Origin of the sequence: Cedecea selenatireducens, assembly GCF_042138895.1 — a bacterium.
In the GTDB taxonomy this organism is placed as follows: domain Bacteria; phylum Pseudomonadota; class Gammaproteobacteria; order Enterobacterales; family Enterobacteriaceae; genus Cedecea; species Cedecea selenatireducens.
Genome location: NZ_JBHIKW010000003.1, coordinates 454,262 through 470,550, shown reverse-complemented (window position 1 = coordinate 470,550; position 16,289 = coordinate 454,262). Strand labels below are relative to the sequence as shown.

General features: G+C 56.3%; 13 protein-coding genes. 9 read left to right on the top strand and 4 right to left on the bottom strand.

What is annotated here, in order from left to right; translation table 11 throughout:
- Positions 1–56 precede the first annotated feature (56 nt).
- Complete coding sequence (locus ACE38U_RS07680) at positions 57–1,364, top strand: conjugal transfer protein TraF (protein WP_176981235.1); 1,308 nt, start codon at positions 57–59, stop codon at positions 1,362–1,364.
- Between the two features lie 85 nt (positions 1,365–1,449).
- A complete protein-coding gene (dusA, locus tag ACE38U_RS07675; protein ID WP_038476682.1) occupies positions 1,450–2,454 on the top strand; it encodes a tRNA dihydrouridine(20/20a) synthase DusA in 1,005 nt (334 codons plus the stop codon).
- 209 nt (positions 2,455–2,663) lie between these two features.
- Here dusA and ACE38U_RS07670 read toward each other — a convergent pair whose 3' ends face one another.
- A complete protein-coding gene (locus ACE38U_RS07670) occupies positions 2,664–3,647 on the bottom strand; it encodes a quinone oxidoreductase (protein ID WP_038476679.1) in 984 nt (327 codons plus the stop codon).
- Between the two features lie 79 nt (positions 3,648–3,726).
- On the opposite strand from ACE38U_RS07670, the gene dnaB reads away from it, so the two are divergent.
- From dnaB to ACE38U_RS07645, 5 genes are all read left to right on the top strand, one after another.
- Positions 3,727–5,133: a replicative DNA helicase gene (gene dnaB / locus ACE38U_RS07665; protein WP_038476676.1), complete on the top strand. Its 1,407-nt coding sequence runs from the start codon at positions 3,727–3,729 to the stop codon at positions 5,131–5,133.
- Positions 5,134–5,225: 92 nt separating this feature from the next.
- Positions 5,226–6,305 carry an alanine racemase gene (alr, locus tag ACE38U_RS07660; protein WP_038476673.1) on the top strand — a complete coding sequence of 360 codons (1,080 nt, stop codon included), beginning with the start codon at positions 5,226–5,228 and terminating at the stop codon, positions 6,303–6,305.
- Positions 6,306–6,363: 58 nt separating this feature from the next.
- Entirely contained in the window at positions 6,364–7,557 is a 1,194-nt protein-coding gene (locus ACE38U_RS07655; RefSeq protein ID WP_375529428.1) for an amino acid aminotransferase, read from the top strand.
- Positions 7,558–7,773: 216 nt separating this feature from the next.
- The gene (gene aphA, locus ACE38U_RS07650) at positions 7,774–8,487 is read left to right on the top strand and encodes an acid phosphatase AphA (protein WP_038476667.1); all 714 of its coding nucleotides are present in this window, start codon (positions 7,774–7,776) and stop codon (positions 8,485–8,487) included.
- A 140-nt stretch (positions 8,488–8,627) separates the two neighbouring features.
- Complete coding sequence (locus ACE38U_RS07645) at positions 8,628–8,981, top strand: MmcQ/YjbR family DNA-binding protein (RefSeq protein WP_038476663.1); 354 nt, start codon at positions 8,628–8,630, stop codon at positions 8,979–8,981.
- Here ACE38U_RS07645 and uvrA read toward each other — a convergent pair whose 3' ends face one another.
- Positions 8,982–11,813, bottom strand: coding sequence for an excinuclease ABC subunit UvrA (uvrA, locus tag ACE38U_RS07640; protein WP_038476660.1), 2,832 nt, complete (start codon positions 11,811–11,813; stop codon positions 8,982–8,984).
- A 235-nt stretch (positions 11,814–12,048) separates the two neighbouring features.
- On the opposite strand from uvrA, the gene ssb1 reads away from it, so the two are divergent.
- Positions 12,049–12,579 (top strand): single-stranded DNA-binding protein SSB1, encoded by a 531-nt coding sequence (gene ssb1 / locus ACE38U_RS07635; RefSeq protein WP_038476657.1) that lies wholly within the window; start codon positions 12,049–12,051, stop codon positions 12,577–12,579.
- Between the two features lie 48 nt (positions 12,580–12,627).
- Here the strand turns inward: ssb1 and ACE38U_RS07630 are convergent, their stop codons facing one another.
- Positions 12,628–13,530, bottom strand: a complete 903-nt coding sequence (locus ACE38U_RS07630) for a LysR family transcriptional regulator (RefSeq protein ID WP_375529427.1) — start codon at positions 13,528–13,530, stop codon at positions 12,628–12,630.
- Positions 13,531–13,674: 144 nt separating this feature from the next.
- On the opposite strand from ACE38U_RS07630, the gene ACE38U_RS07625 reads away from it, so the two are divergent.
- On the top strand, positions 13,675–14,610 hold the full coding sequence (locus ACE38U_RS07625; RefSeq protein WP_038476651.1) for an aromatic alcohol reductase: 936 nt from the start codon (positions 13,675–13,677) through the stop codon (positions 14,608–14,610).
- A gap of 192 nt (positions 14,611–14,802) precedes the next feature.
- Here the strand turns inward: ACE38U_RS07625 and ACE38U_RS07620 are convergent, their stop codons facing one another.
- Complete coding sequence (locus tag ACE38U_RS07620; RefSeq protein ID WP_375529426.1) at positions 14,803–16,275, bottom strand: pyridoxal phosphate-dependent decarboxylase family protein; 1,473 nt, start codon at positions 16,273–16,275, stop codon at positions 14,803–14,805.
- Positions 16,276–16,289: the final 14 nt, after the last annotated feature.

Genomic DNA, 16,289 nt, shown 5'->3' with positions numbered 1-16,289 from the left:
GTCATAACTGTCAGGGGCGAATTACTTCATCTGACAATCAGACAGGCGTGCTGTGAATGAATAAAATAAAATCTTCGGTGGCGACACTCGCCGCAACGTTATTTATTGCCCATCAGGCCGGGGCGGCAGGAACCTGGTCCGAGGCGCGTAACGATGCGATGGGGGGAACAGGCGTGGCTTCTGCTAATTATGGCAGCGGCGTATTAATCAACCCGGCGCTATTAGCGCGCTCCCAGCCAGATGACAATATTACCGTTATTCTGCCGACGGTTGGCGCACAAATAACGGATAAAGATAACCTCCAGGACCGCATAGATGATATCAGCGATAAAGTTGATAACTATAAACAATCCATTGGATCGCTAACGCCGCGAGATATTCTTTTAAATCCGAACGGTACGTTAAATCAGTTCCGTAGCGCGGCCGGGGATTTAGCCGGGGAGCTTGAAGATTTACGAGGTGAAACGGCGCATGCCAAAGCCGCGGCGGGTATTGCGGTGAGTATTCCAAATGACACACTCTCAGTGGCTTTTGTCACCAGGGCTTATGCTCGTGCGAAGGTCAGCTCCTCAATCGATCAAAATGATATCGATTATCTGCACAGCATCCAGAATTCCAGCCTGGTGGCGGGCAGCGTAGCGATTGATGCGGCGCTAAACGGCTCAGACCGTATCACCCGTAACTTGAACTCCACCGCATCCGGGCGTGCGGCTATCGTTTCTGATTACGGCATTGCGCTGGCCCACAAGTTTGACGTCGGGGGCGTGCCGGTCTCCGTTGGCGTCACGCCAAAGCTGCAGAAAACCTGGCTTTATAACTACACCACCTCCATTTACGACTACCGCAGCGGAGACTGGAAAAACAGCCAGTACCGTAACGATGACACCGGATTTAACCTCGATGCCGGCGTTGCGGCGGATCTGGGTGAAAACTGGACCGTCGGCCTGAGCGGCCAGAACCTGGTTTCCCGTGATATCGACACCAAAGATATCCGCATCACTAACGGGCGCACCGGTGAGATCCGCAACTATAAAGATACTTATCAAATCAGTCCGCTGGTTACCGCTGGCGTGGCCTGGCACAACGAGCTGGTGACGCTGAGCGCCGATGGGGATTTGACCGAAACGAAAGGCTTCAAAAGCGAGGCTAATTCCCAGTACGTTGGCGTAGGTGCCGAAGTGAGGCCACTGTCATGGCTGGCGCTGCGTGCCGGTTACCGCGCCGATGTGAAAAATAACGACAGCAACGTCTTTACCGGCGGCGTGGGCTTCGCGGCGGGTAAACATGTGAACGTCGATTTGATGGGATTGTATGGCCAGGATCAGACCTGGGGCGCTGGTGCACAGCTGAGCGTAGCCTTCTGAGGCTGAATGCCGGGGCAGCCTGATGCCCCGGCGCAGCTTTATGCTATAGTAGCGACCCTTTTTTAATCGTAGCCTGCGTAAACGTATGTCCTCACAAAGCAACCAGACTCCTTTCCAGCCGCACCGCTTCTCCATTGCACCGATGCTCGACTGGACCGACCGCCACTGTCGCTATTTCCTGCGTCAGCTGTCTCGCCACACGCTGTTGTACACCGAAATGGTGACCACCGGGGCGATCATTCACGGCAAAGGGGACTATCTGGCCTATAGCGAAGATGAGCATCCGATTGCGCTGCAGCTGGGCGGAAGTGACCCGCAGGCGCTGGCACATTGCGCGAAGCTTGCCGAAGCGCGCGGTTACGATGAAATCAATCTTAACGTTGGCTGTCCTTCCGATCGTGTGCAGAACGGGCGCTTTGGTGCCTGCCTGATGGGCGAAGCACAGCTGGTTGCCGACTGCATTAAAGCGATGCGCGACGTGGTTTCTATTCCGGTGACGGTGAAAACCCGCATCGGCATTGATGACCAGGACAGCTACGAATTTCTCTGTGATTTCATCGGCACGGTGGCAGGTAAGGGCGAATGCGAGATGTTCATCATCCACGCGCGTAAAGCCTGGCTTTCTGGCCTGAGCCCGAAAGAAAACCGTGAAATCCCGCCGCTGGATTACCCGAGGGTATATCAACTCAAGCGCGATTTCCCGCACCTGACGATGGCCATTAACGGCGGTATCAAAACGCTGGAAGAAGCCAAAACGCATCTTCAGCATCTGGACGGCGTGATGGTCGGGCGTGAGGCTTATCAAAACCCAGGCCTGCTGACCACGGTCGATCGTGAGATTTTCGGGGCTGATGTGGTGGACAGCGACTCTGTCGCCGTAGTGCGTGCGATGTACCCGTACATTGAACGCGAGCTGGCGAACGGGACTTATCTGGGCCATGTCACTCGCCATATGCTCGGCCTGTTCCAGGGCATTCCTGGGGCGCGACAGTGGCGTCGCTACTTAAGTGAGAACGCCCATAAAGCCGGGGCAGGCATTGACGTGGTTGAACATGCGCTGTCTTTGGTGGCCGATAAACGCCAGCTTTAGCCGTAAAGCCGCCGGGATAATTTAGGTATTGAGGAGCAGATCACAAGCCTGAACTTAAACCCGGCAGCGTCATTTCATTTACTTATTAAATCTGCGAATATCCTTTGGCAGTAACAAGAATTCATCGCGCTGTACCCTACATACGGCACGAACAAAAAAAGAAAGGGCTTCCTACGGGAAGCCCTAATTCTTTCCGGAATTTCAATCAGTTATGGGATCAACAAACTTGAACCCTGCGTCGCCCGGCTTTCCAGCGTCTTATGGGCGAGCACCGCGTCCTTAAGCGCAAACTTCTGGTTCTCTTCAACATCCACCTTTATTGCGCCGCTGGCGATCAGCGAAAACAGCTCGTTGCAGGCCTCATCGAACTCCGCTCGGGTGGTGAGATAGCCATTAAGAGAAGGGCGCGTCACATAAAGCGAACCTTTCTGGTTCAGAATGCCCAGGTTCACGCCGGTCACCGGCCCGGAAGAGTTGCCAAAGCTCACCATCAGCCCACGGCGCTGCAGGCAATCGAGCGAAGCTTCCCAGGTCTCTTTCCCTACCGAGTCATAAACCACCGCAACTTTCTTGCCGCCGGTTAGCTCTTTGACGCGCTCAGAGATGTTTTCATGCTGATAGTTAATGGTCTGCCAGGCGCCAGCCTGCTGGGCGCGATCGGCTTTTTGTGCCGAGCCCACGGTGCCAATCAGTTTTGCTCCAAGCGCTTTCGCCCACTGGCAGGCGATCAAGCCCACACCACCGGCCGCCGCATGGAACAGGAAAATTTCATTCGCTTTGACTTCGTAGGTTTTACGCAGCAGGTAAAACACGGTCAGCCCTTTCAGGAACGAGGCCGCGGCCTGCTCGAAGGAGATTGCGTCCGGGAGTTTTGCGACCTTATCGGCTGGCGCATTGTGTACGCTGCTGTAAGCGCCGAGACCGGATTGCGCGTAAACAACGCGATCGCCAACTTTCAGGTGAGTGACGCCGCTGCCGACCTTGCTGATAACGCCGGCGGCTTCGGTGCCCAGCCCGCTCGGTAGCGCCGGAGGCGGGTAGAGCCCGCTGCGGATATAGGTATCAATGTAGTTAATACCAATAGCCTTGTTCTCAACCTGAACTTCGTTTTCTGCCGGATCTTTCGGCGTAAACTCAACGGCTTTCAGTACTTCTGGCCCGCCGTGTTGGCTAAATTCGATGCGCGTTGCCATGGAAACTCCTTGTGTCGAAGAGTGACAAGAATGGTTATACTTCCCGGTCTCTCACTATGAATTTGGTAGCTCCCTCACTATGGCAGGAAATAAACCCTTCAACAAACCGAAAGAACCCCGCGACCGTCAGGTAGAAGGGCTGAAGATGCCGCCGCACTCGCTCGAGGCGGAGCAGTCGGTGTTGGGCGGTTTAATGCTGGATAACGAACGCTGGGACAACGTCGCCGAGCGCGTGGTCGCTAACGACTTCTTCAGCCGTCCGCACCGCATGATCTTCACCGAAATGCAGCGTCTGCTCGAAATGAGCAAACCCATCGACCTGATTACGCTTTCAGAATCTCTGGAACTTCAGGGGCAGCTCGAGAGCGTCGGTGGTTTTGCTTATCTCGCAGAGCTTTCTAAAAACACGCCAAGTGCGGCGAACATCAGCGCTTATGCCGATATCGTGCGCGAACGTGCAGTTGTGCGTGAAATGATTGCTGTTGCCAATGAAATCGCCGATGCCGGCTACGACCCGCAGGGACGTAACAGTGAAGATTTGCTGGATCTCGCCGAGTCCCGCGTCTTCCAGATTGCGGAAAACCGTGCCAACAAAGACGAAGGTCCGAAAAGTATCGACCAGATTCTTGAAGCCACGGTGTCGCGTATTGAGTCCCTCTACCAGACGCCGCACGACGGCGTCACGGGCGTGGATACCGGTTACCAGGATCTGAACAAGAAGACCGCTGGCCTCCAGCGCTCCGACCTGATAATCGTGGCGGCTCGTCCGTCGATGGGTAAAACCACCTTTGCGATGAACCTGTGTGAAAACGCCGCCATGACGCAGGACAAACCGGTGCTGATCTTCAGCCTTGAGATGCCCGGCGAGCAGATCATGATGCGTATACTGGCCTCCATGTCTCGCGTCGATCAGACTAAAATTCGTACCGGCCAGCTGGACGACGAGGACTGGGCGCGTATCTCCAGTACCATGGGTATCCTGCTGGAGAAGCGCAACATGTATATTGATGACTCCTCCGGCCTGACGCCGACCGAAGTTCGCTCCCGCGCCCGCCGTATTTATCGCGAGCATGAAGGCCTAAGCCTTATCATGATCGACTACCTGCAGCTTATGCGGGTGCCGTCCCTGTCCGACAACCGTACGCTGGAAATCGCCGAGATTTCTCGCTCGCTCAAGGCGCTGGCGAAAGAACTTCAGGTACCAGTTGTGGCGCTGTCGCAGCTTAACCGCTCCCTGGAGCAGCGTGCTGAAAAACGCCCGGTTAACTCCGACCTGCGTGAATCCGGCTCTATCGAGCAGGATGCCGACTTGATCATGTTTATTTACCGCGACGAGGTTTACCACGAGAACAGCGACCTGAAAGGCATCGCGGAAATCATTATCGGTAAGCAGCGTAACGGCCCCATTGGCACCGTGCGCCTGACCTTTAACGGCCAGTGGTCGCGCTTTGACAACTACACCGGGCCGCAGTACGACGAAGAATAAAAATCCTCGTCATCCTTCAAGCCGCCCTGCTGTGACCTGAATGATTAAGAGGATTGGCACAATTTAATCCAAACATTGAGCAAGGAACGAACATGCAAGCGGCAACCGTCGTGATTAACCGCCGCGCTCTGCGACACAATCTGCAACGCCTGCGCGAACTGGCCCCGAACAGTCGCATGGTGGCAGTCGTGAAAGCAAACGCCTATGGGCATGGTCTGCTGGAGACCGCCCGCACCTTAGAAAACGCCGATGCGTTTGGCGTGGCCCGACTCGAAGAGGCCCTGCGCCTGCGAGAGGGCGGTATCACCAAGCCGCTTCTGCTGCTGGAAGGGTTCTTCAATGCTGAAGACCTGCCCGTTATTGCCACTCAGAATCTTCAAACGGCAATCCACAGCATCCAACAGCTGGAAGCGCTTGAGCAGGCCGAACTGAGCCAGCCTGTTACCGTCTGGATGAAGCTGGACACCGGGATGCATCGCCTCGGCGTGCGTCCGGAAGACGCAGAAGCGTTCTATCAGCGCCTGGCTGCCTGCAAAAACGTGAGCCAGCCGGTGAACGTGGTGAGCCACTTTGCGCGTGCCGATGAGCGGGAATCCGACGCCACGCCGCGTCAGCTCGATATCTTCAATTCCTTTACCGCAGGCAAGCCGGGGCAGCGTTCCATTGCCGCCTCGGGCGGTATTCTTCTGTGGCCTGATTCGCACATGGACTGGGTTCGTCCGGGCATCATTCTGTACGGCGTTTCTCCGCTGGAGCAAAAGCCGTGGGGCGAGGATTTTGGCTTCCAGCCCGTCATGTCCCTGACCTCAAGCCTGATAGCGGTTCGCGGTCATAAAGCCGGTGAGCCGGTCGGCTACGGCGGCACCTGGATTGCCGGGCGTGACACCTGCCTCGGCGTGGTGGCGATGGGCTACGGCGACGGTTATCCGCGCAGCGCGCCGTCGGGGACGCCGGTGCTGGTCAATGGCCGGGAAGTACCGATTGTTGGACGCGTCGCCATGGACATGATTTGCGTCGATTTGGGGCCTGATGCCGCTGAAAAACCGGGCGATAGCGCGGTACTTTGGGGAGACGGGCTGCCGGTCGAGCGCATTGCTGAATACTCAAATGTAAGTGCTTACGAACTTATCACTCGCCTGACTTCAAGGGTGACCATGAAGTATCTGGACTGAGTGTCCTCGCCTGGTTTACAGTGGAAATCCGCGAACTGTAAACCAGGAGAACCTCACCGTGTTTCAAAAAGTTGACGCCTATGCTGGCGACCCGATCCTTTCCCTCATGGAACGCTTTAAAGTCGATCCGCGCAGCGACAAGGTAAACCTCAGCATCGGCCTCTATTACAATGAAGACGGGGTTATCCCGCAGTTACAGGCCGTCGCGGAAGCGGAAGCTCGCCTGAACTCGCAGCCGCATGGCGCCTCTCTCTATTTACCGATGGAAGGCCTGAACGGCTACCGCAGCGCGATTGCACCGCTGCTGTTTGGCGCCAATCATCCGGCGCTGGTGGAAGGCCGTATTGCGACCGTACAGACCCTTGGCGGTTCCGGTGCCCTAAAAATCGGCGCTGACTTCCTGAAAACTTATTTCCCGGATTCGCAGGTGTGGGTCAGCGACCCAACCTGGGAAAACCACGTCGCCATCTTTGAAGGTGCGGGCTTCACCGTTAACACCTATCCGTGGTTCGACAGCGAAACCAACGGCGTTCGTTTTGATGCGCTGCTGGAAAAACTGAATACGCTGCCTGAGCACAGCATCGTGCTGCTGCACCCTTGCTGCCACAACCCAACCGGCTCAGACCTGATCGACAGCCAGTGGGACGCGGTGGTAGAAATCCTTAAAGCTCGCAACCTGATTCCGTTCCTCGACATCGCCTATCAGGGCTTTGGCGCCGGCATGGAGCAGGATGCTTATGCAATCCGCGCTATCGCCACATCCGGCCAGCCAATGCTGGTGAGCAACTCCTTCTCTAAAATCTTCTCCCTGTATGGAGAACGCGTTGGCGGGCTCTCCGTGGTTTGCGAAGATAGCGACGCCGCAGGGCGTGTGCTGGGTCAGCTGAAAGCCACCGTGCGCCGGAACTACTCCAGCCCACCGTGCTTTGGTGCGCAGGTTGTGGCCACCGTCCTGAACGACGAGAAGCTGAAAGCCAGCTGGCTGGCCGAAGTAGAAACCATGCGCGTGCGTATTCTGGAAATGCGTCAGGTGCTGGTGGAAGTACTGACCAAAGCCGTGCCGGGGCGTAATTTTGACTACCTGCTGAAACAGCGCGGCATGTTTAGCTACACCGGGCTAAACGCAGCTCAGGCCGACCGCCTGCGCGATGAGTTTGGCGTTTACCTGCTGGCCAGCGGCCGTATCTGCGTGGCTGGGCTTAACCACGGCAACGTCCAGCGTGTGGCGCAGGCGTTTGCTGCTGTAATGTAAGTGCTCGCTAACAATATTTGATTTTTAACGTTCCCTTTTTCCTCTCCCGGCAGGGAGAGGAAATCACACCGCCATTCTGTGACTCTGCCTGTTTTCTGCGACATTAAACTGAAAAAAACCTTTGTAGATCGGTCCCCGACGGGTATGGTCGGAATGTTTTATGGCAAGGCTGCTCATTTAAACAACAATTAAAAACAGAAAATAAAAGGGAAAACAATGCGTAAGATCGCCCTGGCACTCAGTGCCGCCTGCCTGCTGGTAGGCCTTAATCATGCCGCGCTGGCAACTGAATCCGCACCCGCTCCGCTTAACCCTGGCGTCACCGTTGCTCAGCTGGCGCAGCAGATGCCAATCCACTGGGTCTCCGTGGCACAAATTGAAAACAGCCTGCTTGGCCGTGAACCTATCGCGGTTGGCTTTGATATTGACGATACCGTACTGTTTTCCAGCCCTGGCTTTTACCGCGGGCAAAAAGAGTTCTCACCGGGCAAACAGGATTACCTGAAAAATCCCGCGTTCTGGGAAAAAATGAACAACGGCTGGGACGACTTCAGCATGCCAAAAGAGGTGGCGAAGAGCCTGATCACCATGCACCTCAAACGTGGCGACAGCGTTTACTTTGTCACCGGGCGTAGCCAGACCAAAACCGAAACCGTCACCAAAACCCTGCAAAACGACTTCCTGATCCCAGAGCCGAGCGTAAATCCGGTGATTTTTGCCGGGGATAAAGAAGGCCAGAACACCAAAACGCAGTGGCTGAAAGATAAGAAAATCAAAATCTTCTACGGCGACTCCGATAACGACATTACCGCCGCGCAGGACGTTGGCGCGCGCGGGATCCGCATCCTGCGAGCCTCGAACTCCAGCTATCAGCCGCTGCCAAAAGCAGGCTCGTTTGGCGAAGAAGTCATCGTCAACTCCGAGTATTAATCCCGGTATCAAACACGGCAGTTAACGCAAATTAACTGCCGTTTTTTTAATCAATTTTCCTCGTCGATTATGCGCTTTTGGCGCACACTTAATCCTGCCGCGAATGCTTCCGGCCAGACTATCAGGACGAGGAAATCGAGATGACGAATTCGGAACTTCTAGAGTACTGCATGAAGAAACCAGGCGCAGAGCAGAGCGTGCATAGCGACTGGAAGGCTACACAAATCAAAGTCGGCGATGTGCTGTTTGCGATGGTGCATGCGGAGAATCAGCGCCCGGCGGTCTCCCTCAAGGCGACGCCAGACCTGGCAGAGCTTCTGCGCCAGCAGCATCAGGATGTGTTCCCCAGCGCCCATTTGAATAAGACGCACTGGAGCACGCTATACCTGGACGGCTCGCTGCCCGGTTCGCAAATTTACTATCTGGTGGATGCTTCGTATCAGCAGGCGGTGACATTGCTGCCTGAGCAGGTCAGGCAGCAATTATCGGTTTGACTATTTCAGCTTCAGCAACGGTTTGAGGAACCGCGCGGTATGGGATGCTTCACAGCTTGCGACGGTTTCCGGCGTGCCGGAGACCAGAATCTCGCCGCCGCCGCTGCCGCCTTCAGGACCCAGATCCACAATCCAGTCTGCGGTTTTAATCACGTCGAGGTTGTGTTCAATCACCACGATGGTGTTGCCCTGATCCCTGAGCTGATGCAGCACTTCCAGCAGTTGCTGAATGTCCGCAAAGTGCAGGCCGGTGGTCGGCTCGTCGAGGATATACAGCGTCTGGCCGGTGCCGCGCTTGGACAGCTCACGCGCCAGCTTAACGCGCTGCGCTTCACCGCCCGACAGCGTGGTGGCTGACTGGCCAAGACGGATGTAGGACAGGCCCACGTCGATCAGCGTTTGCAGCTTGCGCGCCAGCGCCGGCACGGCGTCGAAGAACTCACGCGCGTCTTCAATCGTCATATCCAGCACTTCGTGAATGCTTTTGCCTTTGTACTTAATCTCCAGCGTTTCACGGTTATAGCGTTTGCCTTTGCACTGGTCGCACGGCACGTAGATATCCGGCAGGAAGTGCATTTCGACTTTGATGACGCCGTCGCCCTGGCAGGCTTCGCAGCGCCCGCCGCGAACGTTGAAGCTAAAGCGCCCCGGCGTATAGCCGCGTGAACGCGCTTCCGGTACGCCTGCAAACAGCTCACGCACTGGCGTAAACACGCCGGTGTAGGTAGCCGGGTTGGATCGTGGCGTACGGCCAATCGGGCTCTGGTCAATATCGATAACCTTATCGAAATGCTCCAGACCCTGAACGTCGCGGTACGGTGCAGGTTCTGCGATAGTGGCGCCGTTCAGCTGGCGCTGGGCAATCGGGAACAGCGTATCGTTGATCAGCGTCGATTTCCCGGATCCGGAAACCCCGGTAATACAGGTAAACAGTCCCACTGGCAGCGTCAGCGTGACGTCCTTCAGGTTGTTACCTTTCGCACCGGAGAGCTTGAGCACTTTTGACGGATCGGCGGCAACGCGCTGTTTCGGCACCGCAATTTCGCGTTTGCCGCTCAGGAACTGCCCGGTCAGGGACTCCGGCACCGCAATAATGTCCTTCATGGTGCCTTCCGCGACCACCTGGCCGCCGTGAACGCCCGCGCCAGGGCCAATATCGATAATATGGTCGGCGGCGCGAATGGCGTCTTCGTCGTGCTCTACCACAATCACCGTGTTGCCGAGGTTACGCAGGTGAATCAGGGTTTCCAGCAGGCGTTCGTTATCGCGCTGGTGCAGGCCGATAGACGGCTCATCCAGCACGTACATCACGCCGACCAGCCCGGCGCCAATCTGGCTTGCCAGGCGAATACGCTGGGCTTCGCCGCCGGACAGGGTTTCTGCCGAGCGGGAGAGAGAAAGATAGTTCAGGCCGACGTTCACCAGGAACTTCAGGCGGTCGCCGATCTCTTTCAACACTTTTTCCGCGATTTGCGCGCGCTGGCCGCTCAGCTTCATGTTCTGGAAGAATTCCATCGCATGGCCGATGCTCATGTCAGAGATGGTCGGCAGCGCGGTGTTTTCGACAAACACGTGGCGGGCTTCGCGGCGCAGACGGGTGCCTTCGCAGCTGGTGCAAGGACGGTTGCTGATGAACTTCGCCAGCTCTTCACGAACGGCGGAAGATTCCGTCTCTTTGTAGCGGCGCTCCATGTTGTGCAGCACGCCTTCGAACGGATGGCGGCGCACGGAAGTGTCACCGCGATCGTTCATGTATTTGAATTCGATAGTTTCTTTGCCGGAACCGTGCAGCACCACTTTCTTCACCGTGTCGCTCAGCTCGTTCCATGGAGATTCCACGTCAAACTTATAGTGCTCGGCCAGCGAGCGCAGCATGGTGAAGTAATAGAAGTTACGGCGATCCCAGCCGCGAATTGCCCCGCCGGCCAGAGACAGCTCACCGTTTTGTACCACGCGATCTGGATCGAAATACTGCTGAACGCCCAGGCCGTCACAGGTTGGGCAGGCGCCGGCCGGGTTGTTAAAGGAAAACAGACGAGGTTCCAGCTCGCGCATGCTGTAGCCGCAAACCGGGCAGGCAAAGTTGGCGGAGAACAGCAGCTCTTCCGCTTTTTCATCGTCCATATCGGCGACAACGGCAGAGCCGCCGGACAGCTCCAGCGCGGTTTCAAACGACTCGGCCAGGCGCTGGGCGATATCTTCGCGCACTTTAAAGCGATCCACGACCACTTCAATGGTGTGCTTCTTCTGCAGCTCAAGCTTGGGCGGATCGGACAGGTCGCATACTTCGCCGTCGATACGCGCGCGGATATAGCCCTGGCTGGCGAGGTTTTCCAGCGTTTTAGCGTGCTCGCCTTTGCGATCTTTAATGATCGGCGCGAGCAGCATCAGGCGTTTGCCTTCCGGCTGCGCCAGCACGTTATCCACCATCTGGCTGACGGTTTGCGCCGCGAGCGGGATGTCGTGATCCGGGCAGCGCGGTTCGCCTACGCGGGCGTAAAGCAGACGCAGGTAGTCATGAATTTCCGTGATGGTGCCGACGGTGGAACGCGGGTTATGGGATGTGGATTTCTGTTCAATAGAAATCGCGGGCGACAACCCTTCGATATGGTCGACATCCGGCTTCTCCATCAGCGACAGGAACTGGCGCGCATAGGCGGAGAGGGACTCAACGTAGCGGCGCTGCCCTTCTGCGTAAAGGGTATCGAATGCCAGTGAGGATTTGCCTGAACCCGAAAGCCCGGTGACAACAATCAGTTTGTCGCGCGGGATGACGAGATTGATATTTTTGAGATTGTGGGTGCGGGCGCCCCGAACTTCGATCTTATCCATTCACCTTTCCCGGAATAATGACTGCATGCGCCTGGTATGTATGTAGAGGTACAACCGACGGCCAGAAACGGCTAATTATGACACAATAAAACCTGAATGAATATCCAGTGTTTTAATGAAACGAGCTATACTTAGCCGAGATTCTGGAATGTCCCTCGCAGCTATAAACATTGTGGGTGGCATAGTGTAGAATCCCCGGTTTAGACTATTTAAAACCGTTTCAGGAGACACGAACATGGCCAGCAGAGGCGTAAACAAGGTGATTCTCGTTGGGAATCTGGGTCAGGACCCGGAAGTACGCTATATGCCAAATGGTGGCGCAGTTGCCAACATTACACTGGCCACGTCAGAGTCCTGGCGTGATAAGCAAACCGGCGAAACCAAAGAAAAAACCGAGTGGCACCGCGTAGTGCTGTTCGGCAAACTGGCAGAAGTGGCCGGCGAATACCTGCGTAAAGGCTCTCAGGTTTACATCGAAGGCGCACTGCAAACCCGTAAATGGACCGACCAGGCTGGCGTAGAAAAATACACCACCGAAGTCGTGGTTAACGTTGGCGGCACCATGCAGATGCTCGGCGGCCGTCAGGGCGGCGGTGCACCGGCAGGCGGCAACGGCGGCCAGCAGCAGGGCAGCTGGGGTCAGCCTCAGCAGCCACAGGGCGGCAACCAGTTCAGCGGCGGCGCGCAGGCTCGTCCGCAGCAGCAGAGCGCGCCAGCGCCATCTAACGAACCACCAATGGACTTCGACGACGACATCCCGTTCTGATAATGTCCGTTCGTAGCTAAAGCGAAAAAGCTCCCTTTGGGAGCTTTTTTATTGCGCGTAGTGCCTGGTCAGGGTGGCTTTACTCCAGTCATAAAACGCCCGTACCGCCGGGGAAACATGGCGGCTTTGCGGGTAAACCAGAAACAGCGGCATATCGACGGCGTACTCTTCCAGGCAGGAAATTAACACCCCGGAGGATAAATAATCACTCACCAGGTAGCTGGCCACACGAATTAACCCCATACCCTGAAGGCCGGCCTGGATATAGGCGTCGGTATCATCCACAACCAGCGTCTCTTTCATTCTTACGGATACGTCACGGCCTTGCCGATCAAAATGCCATTCGCTTGTTTTGCCGGTGGCGTGGGAGAGGTAGCCCACGGCGTGATGATGTTGCAAATCCTCTAAGGTCTTAGGCGTTCCGAATTGAGATATGTATTGCCCGGAAGCCAGTACCGACCACCTGAAGCGCGCGATCTGGCGGGCAACCAGCGTGGTGGAATCTTCTACCGCACCCGCCCGAATAACGCAGTCAAATCCCTCCTGCACTAAATCAGTAACTCGATCGCTTGAGCAAAGCACCAGTTCCAGTTCAGGGTAGCGTGCCATAAAGCTCTGTATTTCCGGCAAAATACAATGTCGGGCCAGCGACAGCGGCATACCAATCTTAAAGCGCCCTCGCGGCTGCCCGGTTTTTCCGGGGAAGGAGGATTCCAGGGCGGCTATATCACCGAGGATTTTTTTACATTCGGCGTAATAGTTCTGGCCGTCGGTCGTGATGCTTAATTTCCTCGTCGTACGTTGAAGTAGCTGCACCGCCAGATAGTTTTCAAGATCTTTAATCATGCGGGAGACGGTTGATCTCGGTAGTCCGAGTAGCTCGGCAGCTCTGGCGAAACTTTGCGTTTCAACCACGTGGCGGTAGACCCGCATGGCTTCCAGCTTATCCATTGAATCCTCCGTCAATTCGGCAAAATTATCCCATTTTTGCGAACAGTCTAACCTGGTCAGGGCGGCTTATCGCTCCTTAATCACGCCGGTAGACTGTCCAATAATGTAGCAATTCTGCTGCAAGTAAAGGGGAACGAGAGTGATATGAATATCATTACTGAGAAGGCAGGTGAAAAGATATTGGTGCTGGGCGTGGGACAACTGGGCGCGGCAATTCTGGATGCGCTGCAGCCAGCCGTCTTGGGTTTGGGAAGGGCTATAACCGCCAGCGTGTCGCCGGGATCTCTCAATGAGCATGGACGGCCGGTTTCGCCGCGTCATAAAAAGTATGCCGAAGCCGGGATCGATTTTATCGCTCTGGATATCGCGACCAGCGAGAGCGACGCTTTGGTGCCGCTGTTCCAGCAATTCGACACCGTCATCAACTGCATGGGGTTTGTCGCAGGCGAAGGTACGCAGCTTAAAATTACCCGCGCGGTGATTCAGGCAGGCGTCAGCCGCTATTTCCCGTGGCAGTTTGGCGTCGATTACGATGTGGTAGGCAAAGGCAGCGGGCAGCCGGTATGGGACGAACAGCACGATGTCAGAACGCTGCTGCGAAGCCAGAGCGTGACCGAATGGGTGATAGTCTCCACCGGGATGTTCACCAGCTTCCTGTTTGAGCCAGCGTTTGATGTGGTCAATCTGGATAAGCAAACCGTCAACGCGCTGGGTGGCTGGGAAACTCAGGTTACCGTCACCTCGCCGGAAGATATTGGCCGACTTACGGCCGCCATTTATCTTGAACAGCCTCGCGTGGCTAACCAGGTGGTGTTTATCGCCAGCGAAACGCTCACCTATGGCAGACTGGCAGAGATTGTCGAGCGCACCAGCGGTAAATCATTTAGCAAAGCTGTCCTGAGCCTGCCGTACTTACAGGCCGGGCTTAGTCGCCATCCTGATGACGTCATGCTGCGCTATCGTACCGCTTTTGCGCGCGGCGAAGGTGTCTGGTGGCCGATGGAAAAAACCTATAACTTCAGTAAAAAAATCCCGGTTCAGGATGTGGCGCACTGGCTGCAGTTGCATCTGAAGGAATAAATTAAGTACAGGTCAGGCAATGAAAGACAAAATTGATGGCGTTCTGCGCCCCGAGCACATTATCCCGTTCCCTGAATCCATTAGTGATGAGGCAAAGGCGGCTCTGCGTCGGCAGCTCAGGCTGGTGAACTAAAGGCAATAAAAAAGCCGGTGGCGAAGGTTCGCGACCGGCTTTTCTTCATACGTAAAAAATTACGCGTTCAGCAGCGGCTCTGCGGTTTTCTCAACCAACGCCAGCAGGACTTTGACGTCCTCCAGGGTAACGGTTGGGTTCAGCAGGGTCAGCTTCAGGCAGGTGACGCCGTTATGCTCGGTCACGCCGACGTTCGCGCGGCCGGACTCCAGCAGCGCATCGCCAATTTTCTGGTTCAGCAGCGCGATTTCCGCATCGCTACGGCCAGCCAGGCTTGCCGGACGGAAGCGGAACAGCACGCTTGCCAGCTGCGGCTGCATTACCAGCTCCAGCGAAGCGTGGTCAGCCACGTAAGCCGCCACGTTCTGCGCCATGGTTACGCCGTGATCGATGATTTCGGCGTACTGTTTTTGGCCCAGCGCTTCCAGGCCCATCCACAGCTTCAGTGCATCAAAGCGGCGGGTGGTTTGCAGCGACTTGGAGACCAGGTTTGGCACGCCTTGCTCTTCGTCGAACTCGGAGTTCAGGTAGGCCGCCTGGTAGCGCATCAGCTCGTAGTGGCGAGCGTCTTTCAGCAGGAACGCGCCGCAGCTGATGGTCTGGAAGAACTGCTTGTGGAAGTCCAGGGTAACGGAATCCACCAGCTCCAGGCCGTTCAGGTAATCGCGATACTTCTCGGACAGCAGCAGCGCGCCGCCCCAGGCTGCATCAACGTGTACCCAAATCTGGTGCGCAGCGGCCAGCTTCGCGATGTCGCTCAGCGGGTCGATAGCGCCAGCGTCGGTCGTACCGGCAGTGGCGACGATAGCCATGATCTGCTCGCCGTTCGCCTTCGCCTGGGCGATTTTAGCCGCCAGGTCGTTAACGTCCATGCGGGCGAACTCATCGGTTTTCACCAGCGTGACTGACTGGTAGCCCATGCCCATCAGCGCCATGTTTTTCTGCACGGAGAAGTGGGCATTTTCAGAGCACAGCACCCGGATTTTGCGGATATCGCCGGTCAGACCGTCCTGCTGGACGGAGTGGCCCTGACGCGCAAAGTAAGCGTCACGCGCCAGCATCAGGCCCATCAGGTTACTCTGGGTACCGCCGCTGGTGAACACGCCCGCGTCGCCAGCCGGGTAGCCAACCTGCGCGCGCAGCCATTCGATCAGCTTCATCTCGATGATGGTTGCCGACGGGCTTTGATCCCAGGAGTCCATGCTCTGGTTGGTGGCGTTGATCAGCACTTCCGCGGCCTGGCTAACCACCAGGCTTGGGCAGTGAAGGTGCGCCACGCACTGCGGGTGATGCACCAGCAGGCTGTCTTTTAAGAAATACTCAATCGCGCGTTCAATCGCAGCCTGGTTGCCCAGGCCCTGTGGATTGAAGTCGAGCTGAATACGTTCTTTCAGCTCGGCGACGGTTTTGCCCTTGTACATCTGGGGCTGCTGCAGCCATTCCACTACGGCCTGGCTGGTCTGGGCGATCGCCTGCTGGTATTCCTCAATGCTCTGCGCAGAGGAGGCCAGAATCGGGTTAGATCGGGACATATTTTTTACTCCAG

Excerpts from the sequence above, each read along its gene's own strand:
- ACE38U_RS07670 (WP_038476679.1), bottom strand. The coding sequence starts at position 3,647 with ATGGCAACGCGCATCGAATTTAGCCAACACGGCGGGCCAGAAGTACTG.
- ACE38U_RS07625 (WP_038476651.1), top strand. The coding sequence starts at position 13,675 with ATGAATATCATTACTGAGAAGGCAGGTGAAAAGATATTGGTGCTGGGC.
- uvrA (WP_038476660.1), bottom strand. The coding sequence starts at position 11,813 with ATGGATAAGATCGAAGTTCGGGGCGCCCGCACCCACAATCTCAAAAAT.
- ACE38U_RS07645 (WP_038476663.1), top strand. The coding sequence starts at position 8,628 with ATGACGAATTCGGAACTTCTAGAGTACTGCATGAAGAAACCAGGCGCA.
- ACE38U_RS07620 (WP_375529426.1), bottom strand. The coding sequence starts at position 16,275 with ATGTCCCGATCTAACCCGATTCTGGCCTCCTCTGCGCAGAGCATTGAG.
- ACE38U_RS07630 (WP_375529427.1), bottom strand. The coding sequence starts at position 13,530 with ATGGATAAGCTGGAAGCCATGCGGGTCTACCGCCACGTGGTTGAAACG.
- aphA (WP_038476667.1), top strand. The coding sequence starts at position 7,774 with ATGCGTAAGATCGCCCTGGCACTCAGTGCCGCCTGCCTGCTGGTAGGC.
- ACE38U_RS07680 (WP_176981235.1), top strand. The coding sequence starts at position 57 with ATGAATAAAATAAAATCTTCGGTGGCGACACTCGCCGCAACGTTATTT.
- alr (WP_038476673.1), top strand. The coding sequence starts at position 5,226 with ATGCAAGCGGCAACCGTCGTGATTAACCGCCGCGCTCTGCGACACAAT.
- dusA (WP_038476682.1), top strand. The coding sequence starts at position 1,450 with ATGTCCTCACAAAGCAACCAGACTCCTTTCCAGCCGCACCGCTTCTCC.
- ssb1 (WP_038476657.1), top strand. The coding sequence starts at position 12,049 with ATGGCCAGCAGAGGCGTAAACAAGGTGATTCTCGTTGGGAATCTGGGT.
- dnaB (WP_038476676.1), top strand. The coding sequence starts at position 3,727 with ATGGCAGGAAATAAACCCTTCAACAAACCGAAAGAACCCCGCGACCGT.